The organism is Bradyrhizobium septentrionale (assembly GCF_011516645.4).
GTDB classification, from domain to species: Bacteria; Pseudomonadota; Alphaproteobacteria; order Rhizobiales; family Xanthobacteraceae; genus Bradyrhizobium; species Bradyrhizobium septentrionale.
This window is the reverse complement of record NZ_CP088285.1, coordinates 5,943,347-5,955,182: the sequence shown is the minus strand read 5'-3', so window position 1 is coordinate 5,955,182 and position 11,836 is coordinate 5,943,347. Positions and strand designations below refer to the sequence as shown.

Sequence of the window (11,836 nt, the reverse complement as noted above, 5' to 3'; positions counted from 1 at the left end):
GACGATCGTCATGCTGAACTTCCTCGCCAAGCGGCTGGTTCAGCTGGTGCCGACGCTGTTCTTTGTCTCGCTCCTGATCTTCTCGCTGCAGCATCTGCTGCCCGGCGATCCGGCACTGGTCATGGCGGGTGAGGAGCGCGATCCCGCCGTCATCGAACAGATCCGCCAGCAGTACCATCTCGATCGGCCGATCCCGGTGCAATATGCCTACTGGGTCAAGGGCGTGCTCACAGGCGACTTCGGCGAATCCCTGCGCAACAAGATGCCGGTGTTGAGCCTGATCACGCAGAAGCTGCCGGTGACGATGCAGATCGCCGGCATGGCGATCGTGATCGCCTTCCTGATCGGGATTCCCGCCGGCGTCATCTCTGCGGTGAAAAAGGGCACGGCGTGGGACTATGGCGCCAATTTGTTCGCGCTGTGGGGTATCTCGACGCCGAATTTCTGGCTCGGCATCATGCTGATCTTCCTGTTCTCCGTCGAACTGGGCTGGCTGCCGGCCTCAGGCTACGTGCCGCTGAGCGAAAACTGGCGCGCCAGCCTCGCCGCATCCATCATGCCGGCCTTCGTGCTCGGCAACGCGATCGCCGCGATCCTGATGCGGCATACGCGCAGCGCCATGCTGCAGGTGCTGGAGAGCGACTATGTCCGCACCGCGCGCGCCAAGGGCCTGTCTGAACGCACGGTGATCCTCAAGCACGCAATGCGCAACGCGCTGACGCCGATCATCACGCTCGGCGCGCTCGAGCTCGGCACGCTGCTGTCGGGGGCGGTTCTGACCGAGCAGATCTTCTCGATCCCCGGCTTCGGCAAGCTGATCGTCGATGCCGTATTCAATCGCGATTACGCGGTCGTCCAGGGCGTGGTGCTGACCACCGCGACGATCTACATCACGCTCAACCTGATCGCCGACATCGCCTACATTCTCGTCAATCCGCGACTGAGGGGCTGATCGGATGACCGACGCCACACTCGTCACATCAGCTTCGCTTGCCGCCTCCGAGACGCTGGAGAGCCCGGCGCGGCGCGCGTGGCGGCGGCTGGTCAGGCGCAAGGGCGCCGTGCTCGGCCTTGCCGTGATCGCAGTCTTCATTCTGCTCGCAATCTTCGCGCCGCTGATCGCGCCCTATGATCCGGTCGCGACGAGCTGGTCTTTGGTACGAAAGCCGCCTTCGGCGCAGCACTGGTTCGGCACTGACGACCTCGGCCGCGACGTGCTCGTCCGCGTCATGTTCGGCGCCCGCGCCTCGCTGCTCGCGGGCGTCATCGCGGTCAGCATCGCGCTTGCGGTCGGCGTGCCGCTTGGATTGCTCGCCGGCTATCGCGGCGGCTTCATCGACGCGCTGATCGGCCGCATCACCGATGCGATGCTGGCCTGCCCGTTCCTGATCCTGGCGATCGCGCTGGCCGCCTTCCTCGGTCCAAGCCTCGGCAACGCAATGATTGCGATCGGCGTCTCGGCGACCCCGATCTTCATCCGCCTGACCCGCGGCCAGGTCATGAGCGTCAAGGTCGAGGACTATGTCGAGGCCGCACGCGCCATGGGCAATCCGCGCTGGCGTATCGCGCTGGTCCACATCCTGCCGAACATCCTGCCGGCATTGCTGGTGCAGGCGACGCTGTCGATCGCGGCTGCGATCATCGCGGAAGCCGCACTCTCCTTCCTCGGCCTCGGCCAGCAGCCGCCGGCGCCGTCCTGGGGCAGCATGCTCAACGCCGCCCAGCGCTTCCTCACCAGCGCGCCATGGATGGCTATCTGGCCCGGGCTCGCGATCTTCCTGATCGTGCTGTCGTTCAACCTGGTCGGCGACGGCCTGCGCGACGCGCTCGACCCGAAGGCGCGGTAGCATGTCGCCGTCCGTCGCAGGGCGCGCCTATTCTTCCCCGTCATCCTGAGGTGCGAGCTCTTGCGAGCCTCGAAGGATGCACGGCCCGGCTGGTGGCCGCCGATCCTTCGAGGCTCGCTGCGCGAGCACCTCCGGATGACGGGATCGATAGTGGCGACTCGGTGAGAGCAATATCGACCTAAATCACCACTTCCCTTAGCACGCGCCGACAATCCATCTCGTATTCGAGATCGACCACCGGCGGCCGGCAGAAGTGCCAGGTCAGGCCCGAGCGCGTGGCGCCGCGGCGAACCAGTTCGTCGACCATGACGGGATGGATATCGTGCACGGTGTAGGCCTGCACCGCCGTCGTCTCCGGCCAGCCGAAGCTGAACTCGGCGAGACGCCGCTCCATCTCGCCCGTGGTGAAGCGGACCTTCTCCCGCCACGCGCCGGGACTGAGATCGCGATAGCAAACGATGCGCTCGGGATAGCTGCCGGCGCCGCCGCGTGCCTCGGCGCCACCCGCGATCACGAAGGACGGCGACGCGCTTGTGCTCGGGCGCGTGAAGGAGAACGCATGGAACGACGGCTCGGACGGCGGATCGATCTCGGGACAGACATTGCTGCGGGCCACCGGATTGATGGTGCCGTCGAACAGGCCCCACTCGGCGAGCGTCTTGACATAATGCTGGTTGAAGGCACGGAAACCGTCCTCGGTGAAGGCGGCCGGCGAGCGCAACTCGCAGGCGCAGAACGAGGTCAGCGGCCGGCCGGCATTCCGGATGTAGGCCGCGCTCTGCGCAAAACCTTCCGCAAGCGGCACCAGGCGGTCGAAGCGGACCCGCTCGATCTCATAGCCCGCGTTGGCCTGCGCGCCGCTTGAATACTGAAACACGGCCGGAATGAACCGGTAATTGCCCGCCGCAAACTCGCTCGCCATGCCTGTTTCCTCCAGATCTTGTGCGGAGCATAGCGTTTTTTCGAGCGAAGTGGTCTCCCGGTTGGCGTGAAGAAAACACGTCAAACCACGGAGGCTTCTGCCTGCCCATCGGCAAAGCCTGTCACAGGACAAAGAAAAGGCGGCAGTGGCTTTCGCTAGTGCCGCCTTTCCTGCGAGCATGAGCTTTGGAGGGCTCAGGTCGGTTTCAGCGCACCGCCGCCGCCGAGCTCGTAGTCGGCGATCTGCTTGGCGCGGTCGGAACGGGCCGCGGCCTGGTGGTCGGTCGCGATCACCGTGTAGACCATCGGCAGCACGAACAGGGTGAACAGCGTGCCGATCGTCATGCCGGTGACGACCACGAGCCCGATCGAGAAGCGGCTGGCGGCGCCGGCGCCCGAGGCGGTGAGCAGCGGCAGCAGGCCGGTGACCATGGCCGCCGTCGTCATCAGGATCGGACGCAGACGAATCCGGGCCGCCATCTCGATCGCCGAGCGACGGTCCAGTCCCTCGTTGAGCTGCAGCTCGTTGGCGAACTCCACCATCAGGATGCCGTGCTTGGTGATCAGTCCGACCAGCGTCAGCAGGCCCACCTGGGTGTAGATGTTCATGGTGGCGACGCCGAAGAACAGCGGGATCAAGGCGCCGACGATCGCCATCGGCACGGAGATCATGATCACGAACGGATCGCGCAGGCTCTCGAACTGCGCCGCCAGCACCAGGAAGATGATGATGATGGCGAACGCGAAGGTGACCAGCAGCTGGTTGCCTTCGTGGACGTATTGCCGGGAGTCGGCCAGGAAGTCGTAGGTGAAGCCGGACGGCAGCTTCTTGGCTTCCCCCTGCAGGAACTCCACCGCCTGCCCCATCGAGACGCCGGGCATCGGCACGGCCTGGAAGGTCGACGAGTTGAGCTGGTTGTAATGGGTCAGCGCGTTCGGATCGACGCCGGTCTCGACCGTAACCACGGTCGACAGCCGCACCAGCTGCCCGGTCGCGGTCGGAACGTAGTAGTTGTCGAACGATTCCGGCGCGAGCCGGTTGGCGCGCGGCACCTGCGGGATCACCTGATAGGAGCGCCCTTCCAGGTTGAAGCGGTTGACGTAGTTGCCGCCAAGCAGCGTCGCCAACGCGCCGCCGATCGACTGCATGGTGATACCGAGGTCGCTCGCCTTGGAGCGATCGACCTTCACCCGGACCACCGGCTGGTTGAAGTCAAGATCGCTGTCGGTGACGATGAACAGGCCGCTCTTGCGCGCGGCAGCCTTCAGCTTGTTCATCTGGTCGAAGACCTGCTGGAAGCTGGCCGTCGAGTTGATCACCATCTGCACCGGCAGACCGCCGGGGCCGCCAGGCAGCGGCGGCAGGCTGAACGCGAACGCGCTGATGCCTTCGAGCTTCGACAGTTCCGCCTGGATCAGCGGCTGCAACTGCTGCGCGGTACGCTTGCGCTCATCCCACGGCTTCAAAAGCGCGCCGGCGAAGCCGCCCTGCGGACCGGTGATGCCGTTCAGGATGAACCGCAGGTCGGTCTCGGGAAACTTCTGGAACTCCTTGTCCATCTTGTCGCCGTAGTAATCGATGTAGTCGATGTTGGCGTATTTTGGCGCCTTGGTGATCGCGAACACGATGCCCTGGTCTTCCTGCGGCGCCAGCTCCTTCTGGATGTGCATATAGAGGAAGCCGACCAGGCCGAGGATGGTGAGGGCGAACAGCGCCGTGATCGGGCGATAGTCGAGCGAGCGGTCGAGCAGACGGCCATAGCCGCGCGTGATCGCGCCGAACACGCGATTGACCAGCCTGGCGAAACGCCCCTCTTCCGCACTCTTGAGGAACACCGAGCACATCATCGGCGACAGCGTCAGCGCGATCACGCCCGACACGATCACCGAGCCGGCGAGCGTGAAGGCGAATTCCCGGAACAAGGTACCGGTGACGCCGCCAAGGAAGCCGATCGGCGCGTACACCGCCGCCAGCGTGATCGTCATCGAGACGACCGGGCCGACGATCTCGCGCGCACCTTTCAGCGATGCCTGCACCGGTGGCAGGCCCTCTTCGAGATGTCGATGGATGTTCTCCACCACCACGATGGCGTCGTCGACCACGAGGCCGATCGCCAGCACCATCGCCAGCAGCGTCAGCAGGTTGAAGCTGAAGCCCGCGGCCAGCATCAGGATGCAGACGCCGATCAGCGACAGCGGAATGGTGACGACGGGGATGATCACCGAGCGGAGCGACGCCAGGAACAGGAAGATGACGACGACGACGATCAGGACCGCTTCGGTGAGCGTCTTCTCGACCTCGTCGATCGACGATTGGATGAACTTGGTGGAGTCATAGGCCACCTTCATCTTCATCGACGGCGGCAGGTTGCGCTCGAGGGTGGGAAACAGCGCCCGCACGCCCTGCACCAGGGTCAGCGGGTTGCCTTGCGGCGTCGCCTTGATGCCGATGAAGATCGCGTGCTCGCCGTTGAAGGCGACGCTGGCATCGGTGCTCTGCGCCGCGAGCTCCACCGTCGCGATGTCCTCGATGCGCACGAAGCCGCCGTCCTTCGACTTCACGATCATTCGCTTGAACTGATCGATGTTCTGAAGGTCGGTATTGGCCGAGACGTTGGAGACGATGAAGAAGCCCTTGGTCTGGCCGGCGGCCGCCTGGAAGTTGTTGGCGGCGATTGCGGCGGCGACGTCGTTGGGCGACACGCCGCGTCCGGCCATGCGGGTCGGATCGAGCCAGACGCGCATCGCGAAGGTCTGGCCGCCCAGGATGTCGGCCGAGGCGACGCCGTCGACCGTCGAGAGCACCGGCTGCACGACGCGGGTCAGATAGTCGGAGATCGCAGATCCGGTCAGCTCTTCGCTGGAGAAGCCGAGATACATCACGGCGATGGTGTCACCGGTCGCCTTGCTCACGACCGGGTCGAATGCTTCCTTCGGGATCAAATATTTGACCGAGTTGACCTTGGCGAGCACCTCGGTCAGCGCCTGGTTCGGATCGTGGTTGAGCTTGACGTAGACCTGAATCGTCGAAGTGCCGAGCACCGAGTTCGACGTCATGTAGTCGACGCCCTCGGCCGAAGCGACGGCCTGCTCGATCGGCGTGGTGATGAAGCCGTTGATCAGCTCCGGCGACGCGCCCGGATATGACGTGGTGATCGTCACGACGGTGTTCGAGAGATTCGGATATTGCCGGATCGGCAGCACCATCGCCGCGCGCAAGCCGATCAGCAGGATCAGCAGGCTGACGACGACCGACAGCACCGGGCGCTTGATGAAAATATCAGTGAAGGCCATCGCCAACTCGATTCGTGTTGTCTGCCGGTTGCGGCATAGGGCGGAGGGCCAATCGGCCCTCCGAGTTCAGATAATGGAGATCAGTAGCGCGGCGGCTCGGCCGGAATCGGCGGCGGCGGATCGGTTGAGATCGCAACCGCCATGCCCGACTGCAGCTTGATCTGCCCGACGGCGACGACCTTGTCTCCGGGCTTGAGACCCTTGAGGATCTCGACACGTCCCTCGACGCGGTTGCCGGTCTTCACGAAGGTGCGGTCCGCGGTCAGCGTGGTCTTGCCGTCGTCGCCCTTCTTCTCGGTGATCAGGAACACCGAGTCGCCGTACAGCGTGTAGTCGACCGCCGTCTCAGGGACGGTGACAACCGGCGGCTTCTCGGGCAGCACGATCGTGGTGGTCGCGAACATGCCGGGCTTGAGGATGCTGTCCGGATTCTGGATCGTGGCCTGGACCCGGATGTTGCGCGTGTCGGTCGAGATCTGCGGCTCGATGGTCGTGAGCTTGCCCTCGAAGGTGCGGCCCGGATAGGCGTCGACCGCGATCCGCACGGTCTGGCCGACCTTGATCTGCGAGCTCTGCTTCTCGGTCACGGTCAGGTTGGCGTACAGCACCGACAGATCGGTCAGCGACACGATCTGCGTGCCGGCCGTCAGGTACTGGCCGACTTCGACCTGGCGAACGCCGAGGTCGCCTTCGAACGGCGCGCGGACCAGCTTCTGCGAGATCAGCGCTTCGGTCCTGGCGATGCCCGCCTTGGCCTGGTCGTAGGTCGCCTGCGCGGTGTCGACGGTCGACTGCGGTCCAAACTGGCGTGACGCGAGTTGCTTGGCGCGGTCGAGCTGCTGCTCGCCGACGGTCGCCTGCGCCTTGAAGCTCGCCAGATCGCCCTGCTCCGGCGCGTCGAACAGCTGCACCAGCGGCGTCCCCGCCTTCACATGGCTGCCGGCGGTGAACAGGATCTCGGTGATGCGGCCCGACACGTCGGTGGTGACGTTGACCTGGTGCACGGCGACGAGATCGCCGACCGCACTCAACAGGTTCGGAATCACCTCGGACTTCGCCTCGACGGCGGTCACGTTCGACGGCGGCGGCTTATTGTTGGCGAAGAACTGCGCGATCATGTGGCTGCGGAAGGCGTTGAAGCCGACCAGCGCGCCGACCAGCAGAGCCAGCAACAGGCCTACGATGAAGAACCAGCGCACCATGCGGACGGGGCGCTTGGCCTGTTTTTCCTTGAGCGGTTGTCCCGAGATGTGACTTTCGGTCTGGATATTCATGTCATGCACTTTCTGCAGTTACCGACGGTCCTGCGATCGGCGACGGCTGGCGGCCCAAATGAGTTGAGATTGCGGCCTCGGTAAGTCCGATGCCGCGAAGGATGAATTGGCAAAGCTGCCGCTCGGCCGCGGCGGCATCGCCGTAGGGGAGACATGGTGTCGCGGGCAGCTGTGTCAGCGCGCTCATAAGCACGGTGTGGTGCGCAAACCAGAACAGGTTGAGCGGCTGGTCGCCGATCTGCGTGGCCTCGCCGGCAGCGATCGCCCGTTCGAGCGAGGCGGCGAAGGTCGGACCGATCAGCTTGCCGACCTTGTCGTAGAGCAGGCGCGCAAACTCGCCGTCATCGAGATGGCTCGTCACCATCAGCCGCATCCGCTGCGCCTCTTCCTGGTCCGGCGCATCCCGCAGTTGCATGAAGTGGCCGACCATGCCCTGCACCAGTTCGACCAGCGTCGCGGTCGAGGGCTCCTGGCCGAGCAGATGTGCGAGGTCGGGATCGGCCTCGCACTCTTCGGCAAGGATTTCGGCGTAGAGCGCCGCCTTCGACGGGAAGTGCTTGAACAACAGCCCTTCCGAAATGGCAGCCGCGGCCGCCACGCTCTTGGTCGTGGTGCCGGCAAAGCCGTTCCGGGCGAAGCATCGCTTTGCAGCGCTCAGGATCAACTGACGCCGCAAGTCACTCGTCATGCGTAAAGTAGACATTTGGGTCGTGAGTAATCACTCACTTTACCAAAAGTCAAGGTTCTACTGCACCGCGAAAGCCACTTTAAATTGGAGTGTGGCCGACAGACCCGCGGATGCGGTTGACGATGTAGGTGCCGTCGCGGCTGGACAGCACGCGTTCCAGATTGGCCCCGTCGATCTTCGCGCTGGCGAACCGCGGTCCCGCCGTAACGTCTTGCAAAGACGAAGCAAAAGCCTCGACCTCGGCCATCGTGCTGATCGAGCGGCTATCCCCGATTCCGCACGCTTTGGCAACACCCACGAGGTCGGCGGGCCCGCCGGTGTGGCTGGACTGGCCGCCGGTCTCGCCATAGGCCTCGTTGTCCAGCACGATGATCGAGAGGTTTTTGGGCCGCTGCAGCCCGACGGTCGCGAGGCTCCCCATCCCCATCAGCATCTCGCCATCGCCGGTGATCACGACCACCGGCAGCGTCGGCTGGGCCAGTGCAAGGCCAAGCCCGATCATGACGGCGCCGCCCATGCCGCCCCAGAGATAGAAGTTGCGGTCGTGGTCGCCGGCGGCGGCGATGTCATAGGTGGAGGCGCCGAGGCCGCCGACGGCGAAGGCGCCCTTGCGATCCCTCAGCAGTTCGGAAACGACGGCGCGGCGGTCCAGGAGATTGGCTTTGCTCATTTGGTGAAAACCTTTGCCCCGATCAGGCGCTGCGACAGCAACACGGCGGTCGGCGTGCAAGCGTTGTAGGCTTGCGCGGCGCCGGCCTCGACGACTTCGCGCACCTCATCTGGATGCGAGGCGCGGAGCACCTTGATCCCCGCCAATTCGAGAATCCCTTGGGTGTTCGAACCCATCGGCACCTGCCACGGATTGAACTCGCCCCATTCGCCGCGCATCGTCACCAGTGTGAGGAACGGCAAGCGGAAGATCTGCACCAGCGACAGCATGTTGATGCAATTGCCGACCCCGCTCGACTGCATCAGCAGCACGCCGCGCTGGCCGCCGGCCCAGGCGCCCGCCAGCAGCGCCACGCCCTCCTCCTCGGTGGTCAGCGCAATGCCGCGCATCGAGGACGAACTGAGCACCCGTTCGATCAGCTCTGAGTGCCCGGCGTCCGGCACGTAAGGCACCTGGCGCACCTCGAAGCGCTGCAATATCGAGAAAATCTCCTCGGGCCAGGAGGCCGCGGTCTCGGCACGGGCATGCATCGGCGTTTCCGGTCTCTATTGTTTGGCCGCGACTGTAGTGGGGCGCGCGCGCTTCATCAAAGCGCAAAACCGCATATGGCTCTGCGATTTACTCGCATCGGATCGCGGCCGCCGCGCTGTTCCCGCGGCCTGCAAATTGTGTTGCGCGGCCGCCGCCCGCGGCTTACGATAGTTGCAAATGAAACTAATAAGCGTTGGATTTCCGCCATGAACGGGCACGCGCGAGAGCTGGCTGACGGTTTCGACCTGGAGAAGCTGACGCCGGACTTCTACGCCAACCCCTACCCGACCTATCGGGCGCTGCGGGAGACCGCGCCGGTGAAGCGGCTGCCGAACGGCTGCTATTTTCTCACCCGCTACGACGACCTGATCGCCGCCTACAAGAACACCAAGGCGTTCTCCTCCGACAAGAAGAAAGAGTTCTTGCCGAAATACGGCAACTCGCTGCTCTACGAGCACCACACGACGAGCCTCGTCTTCAACGATCCGCCGGCGCACACCCGGGTGCGCCGATTGATCATGGGCGCATTGTCGCCGCGGGCGATCGCCGGCATGGAGCCGGACCTGATCGCACTGGTCGACAGCCTGCTCGACCGGATCGAGACCAAAGACCGCGTCGAACTGATCGGCGATTTCGCTTCTGCCATTCCCGTCGAGGTGATCGGCAATCTGCTCGATGTGCCGCACGACGAACGCGAGCCGCTGCGCGACTGGTCGCTGGCGATCTTGGGGGCGCTGGAGCCGGTGATCGGCAAGGAGGCGTTCGACCGCGGCAACAATGCGGTCAAGGATTTCCTCGCCTATCTCGAAACCCTGGTCGAACGCCGCCGCGCCAAGCCGGGCAATCCCGAGCGCGATGTGCTGACCCGGCTGATCCGAGGAGAAGGTAGTGGTGAGGACAATGGCGAGCGGCTGACCGCGAAGGAATTGCTGCACAATTGCATCTTCCTGCTCAATGCCGGCCACGAGACCACGACCAATCTGATCGGCAATGGGCTGGTGACGCTGAGCCGATATCCCGAGGAGAAGCAGCGGTTGATCGCGCAGCCCGAGCTGATCAAGACCGCGGTCGAGGAGATGCTGCGCTACGAAAGCTCGAACCAGCTCGGCAACCGCATGATCGTGGAGGAAACCGAGCTCGGCGGCATCAAGCTGCCGGCCGGCACGCTGGTCACGCTGTGCATTGGCGCTGCCAACCGCGACCCCGCACAGTTCCCCGATCCTGAACGCTTCGACGTCGCGCGCACGCCGAACCGACACCTCGCCTTCGGCACCGGCGCGCATCAATGCGCGGGCATGGCGCTGGCGCGGCTCGAAGGCGCCATCGCGATCTCGCGATTCCTCAAGCGCTTGCCGAACTATGTGCTCGACGGCGAGCCGGTGCGCGGCGGACGGGTGCGCTTCCGCGGCTTCCTCAGCGTGCCATGCCAGACGAATTTGTAGGTCCGCAGGGTGCGGCAAACGCGCTCTTGCCCCATACGGACTGCGGACCGGCCTGCAAGCCCTCGCGAATTTGGCCAACGACAACACTTCCCTCATCGTCTGCGCCAACGTGATCCGCGAGGTACGCGGGCGCGGCTGATGCTGGCGATCGAACTACACCCGGAAGCCGGCGGTGCCCGCCGCTACTGCCTGGCGCTGCAGCGCGCGGCATCCTCGCCAAGGACACCCACGAACACACCATTCGCATCGCGCCGCCGCTGGTGATCACGGCCGATCAGGTCGACTGGGCCGTGGAGTGGATTGCGGCTGCCCTCACCCAGGACATTTCCTGACGGTTGCCTGCGTCGGAACACCGCAAGGCCGGCCGCGACCAACAAGAACGATTCGGACGTCTGTGCGTTGAAGCTCTGTGGGCGGGATGAACGGAGAGCTACGCTCATGCTTCCCCGCCGTGGTGGCTTTGCTGTGTTTTTGATCGGCGTCTCGCTGCTGGCCGCAAGCAGCGGCGCGTTCGCCCAACCGCATGGAAAGGGCGGACCGCCAGGAGCCGCGGCACGTCCAGCCGCACCGCCCGCGATGGCGCGCCCTGCCGCACCGCCAGCGATGGCACGCCCCTCCGCGCCGATGGTACACGCCGCCCCTCCCGCAATGGCTCGGCCGCCAGCGATGGCTCGGCCGGCCGCACCCGCCTTCCATCCTCCGCAACGGCCGGCAATGGCGCCGCACGCGGCACCGCATTTCGCCACCCCGGCCCCGCGCCAGGCCCCCCACATCGCCGCGCCGCGCGTCGCTGCACCGCGGCCCGAATTCCATCGAGCGACACCGCAGCGTCAGGCACCGCACATCGCCGCGCCATCGCGTCAAACCCCCTCATCGCGCGTAAGCGAGCGGCCGTCCCCGACGGAGCGGATCGACCATCGCGCGCAACAGCATCAGCAGCTGATCCAGCAGCGCCAGCAGATGGCGCAGCAGCGGCAGCGCGAGACGCTGTCGCGCCAGACCGCCGAGCGGCAGACCCGGATCGATCGCCTGCAACAACGCGTGCAGCAATTGCAGTCGCAAAAGACCGACGGCGCGCGCGCGCAACGCGTCCATGACCGAGCCCTGCAGGCGCAGAACCGCCTGCTGCAACGCGAGCAGCGCACGCAGCAATCCGACGTTGCTCGCCA

At 65.1% G+C, this 11,836-nt stretch carries 10 protein-coding genes and 1 pseudogene; 4 read left to right on the top strand and 7 right to left on the bottom strand.

Features of this window, described 5'->3' with window-relative positions; all coding sequences use genetic code 11:
• Positions 1-10 precede the first annotated feature (10 nt).
• Together HAP48_RS30185 and HAP48_RS30180 are read left to right on the top strand one after the other, a co-directional pair.
• Positions 11-952, top strand: coding sequence for an ABC transporter permease (locus HAP48_RS30185; RefSeq protein WP_166203501.1), 942 nt, complete (start codon positions 11-13; stop codon positions 950-952).
• Positions 953-956: 4 nt separating this feature from the next.
• Positions 957-1,847 carry an ABC transporter permease gene (locus HAP48_RS30180; RefSeq protein WP_029078096.1) on the top strand — a complete coding sequence of 297 codons (891 nt, stop codon included), beginning with the start codon at positions 957-959 and terminating at the stop codon, positions 1,845-1,847.
• A gap of 178 nt (positions 1,848-2,025) precedes the next feature.
• Here HAP48_RS30180 and cnbZ read toward each other — a convergent pair whose 3' ends face one another.
• From cnbZ to HAP48_RS30150, 6 genes are all read right to left on the bottom strand, one after another.
• Positions 2,026-2,769 (bottom strand): 2-amino-5-chloromuconate deaminase CnbZ, encoded by a 744-nt coding sequence (cnbZ, locus tag HAP48_RS30175; protein ID WP_166203499.1) that lies wholly within the window; start codon positions 2,767-2,769, stop codon positions 2,026-2,028.
• Between the two features lie 194 nt (positions 2,770-2,963).
• Complete coding sequence (locus HAP48_RS30170) at positions 2,964-6,062, bottom strand: multidrug efflux RND transporter permease subunit (RefSeq protein WP_166203497.1); 3,099 nt, start codon at positions 6,060-6,062, stop codon at positions 2,964-2,966.
• An 80-nt stretch (positions 6,063-6,142) separates the two neighbouring features.
• Positions 6,143-7,336 carry an efflux RND transporter periplasmic adaptor subunit gene (locus HAP48_RS30165; RefSeq protein WP_166203495.1) on the bottom strand — a complete coding sequence of 398 codons (1,194 nt, stop codon included), beginning with the start codon at positions 7,334-7,336 and terminating at the stop codon, positions 6,143-6,145.
• Between the two features lies 1 nt (position 7,337).
• Positions 7,338-8,039 (bottom strand): TetR/AcrR family transcriptional regulator, encoded by a 702-nt coding sequence (locus HAP48_RS30160; RefSeq protein WP_166203493.1) that lies wholly within the window; start codon positions 8,037-8,039, stop codon positions 7,338-7,340.
• Positions 8,040-8,103: 64 nt separating this feature from the next.
• Positions 8,104-8,694 carry a thiamine pyrophosphate-dependent enzyme gene (locus HAP48_RS30155; RefSeq protein ID WP_166203491.1) on the bottom strand — a complete coding sequence of 197 codons (591 nt, stop codon included), beginning with the start codon at positions 8,692-8,694 and terminating at the stop codon, positions 8,104-8,106.
• Positions 8,691-9,224 (bottom strand): thiamine pyrophosphate-binding protein, encoded by a 534-nt coding sequence (locus HAP48_RS30150; protein ID WP_166203489.1) that lies wholly within the window; start codon positions 9,222-9,224, stop codon positions 8,691-8,693. Before HAP48_RS30150 ends, HAP48_RS30155 begins: the two co-directional genes overlap by 4 nt.
• Positions 9,225-9,431: 207 nt before the next feature.
• Here HAP48_RS30150 and HAP48_RS30145 point away from each other — a divergent pair, with 207 nt between their 5' ends.
• Both HAP48_RS30145 and HAP48_RS30140 read left to right on the top strand, forming a co-directional pair.
• Positions 9,432-10,667 carry a cytochrome P450 gene (locus HAP48_RS30145; RefSeq protein WP_166203487.1) on the top strand — a complete coding sequence of 412 codons (1,236 nt, stop codon included), beginning with the start codon at positions 9,432-9,434 and terminating at the stop codon, positions 10,665-10,667.
• A 103-nt stretch (positions 10,668-10,770) separates the two neighbouring features.
• A pseudogene (locus tag HAP48_RS30140) lies at positions 10,771-10,999 on the top strand (aminotransferase class III-fold pyridoxal phosphate-dependent enzyme); the annotation flags it as partial.
• A 538-nt stretch (positions 11,000-11,537) separates the two neighbouring features.
• Here the strand turns inward: HAP48_RS30140 and HAP48_RS30135 are convergent.
• Positions 11,538-11,819 carry a hypothetical protein gene (locus HAP48_RS30135; protein ID WP_224496680.1) on the bottom strand — a complete coding sequence of 94 codons (282 nt, stop codon included), beginning with the start codon at positions 11,817-11,819 and terminating at the stop codon, positions 11,538-11,540.
• Between the last annotated feature and the right edge of the window lie 17 nt (positions 11,820-11,836).

What these genes read in the sequence shown, in the direction of transcription:
- HAP48_RS30185 (WP_166203501.1), top strand. Translation starts at nt 11, where the DNA reads ATGCTGAACTTCCTCGCCAAGCGGCTGGTTCAGCTGGTGCCGACGCTG.
- HAP48_RS30180 (WP_029078096.1), top strand. Translation starts at nt 957, where the DNA reads ATGACCGACGCCACACTCGTCACATCAGCTTCGCTTGCCGCCTCCGAG.
- cnbZ (WP_166203499.1), bottom strand. Translation starts at nt 2,769, where the DNA reads ATGGCGAGCGAGTTTGCGGCGGGCAATTACCGGTTCATTCCGGCCGTG.
- HAP48_RS30170 (WP_166203497.1), bottom strand. Translation starts at nt 6,062, where the DNA reads ATGGCCTTCACTGATATTTTCATCAAGCGCCCGGTGCTGTCGGTCGTC.
- HAP48_RS30165 (WP_166203495.1), bottom strand. Translation starts at nt 7,336, where the DNA reads ATGAATATCCAGACCGAAAGTCACATCTCGGGACAACCGCTCAAGGAA.
- HAP48_RS30160 (WP_166203493.1), bottom strand. Translation starts at nt 8,039, where the DNA reads ATGTCTACTTTACGCATGACGAGTGACTTGCGGCGTCAGTTGATCCTG.
- HAP48_RS30155 (WP_166203491.1), bottom strand. Translation starts at nt 8,694, where the DNA reads ATGAGCAAAGCCAATCTCCTGGACCGCCGCGCCGTCGTTTCCGAACTG.
- HAP48_RS30150 (WP_166203489.1), bottom strand. Translation starts at nt 9,224, where the DNA reads ATGCATGCCCGTGCCGAGACCGCGGCCTCCTGGCCCGAGGAGATTTTC.
- HAP48_RS30145 (WP_166203487.1), top strand. Translation starts at nt 9,432, where the DNA reads ATGAACGGGCACGCGCGAGAGCTGGCTGACGGTTTCGACCTGGAGAAG.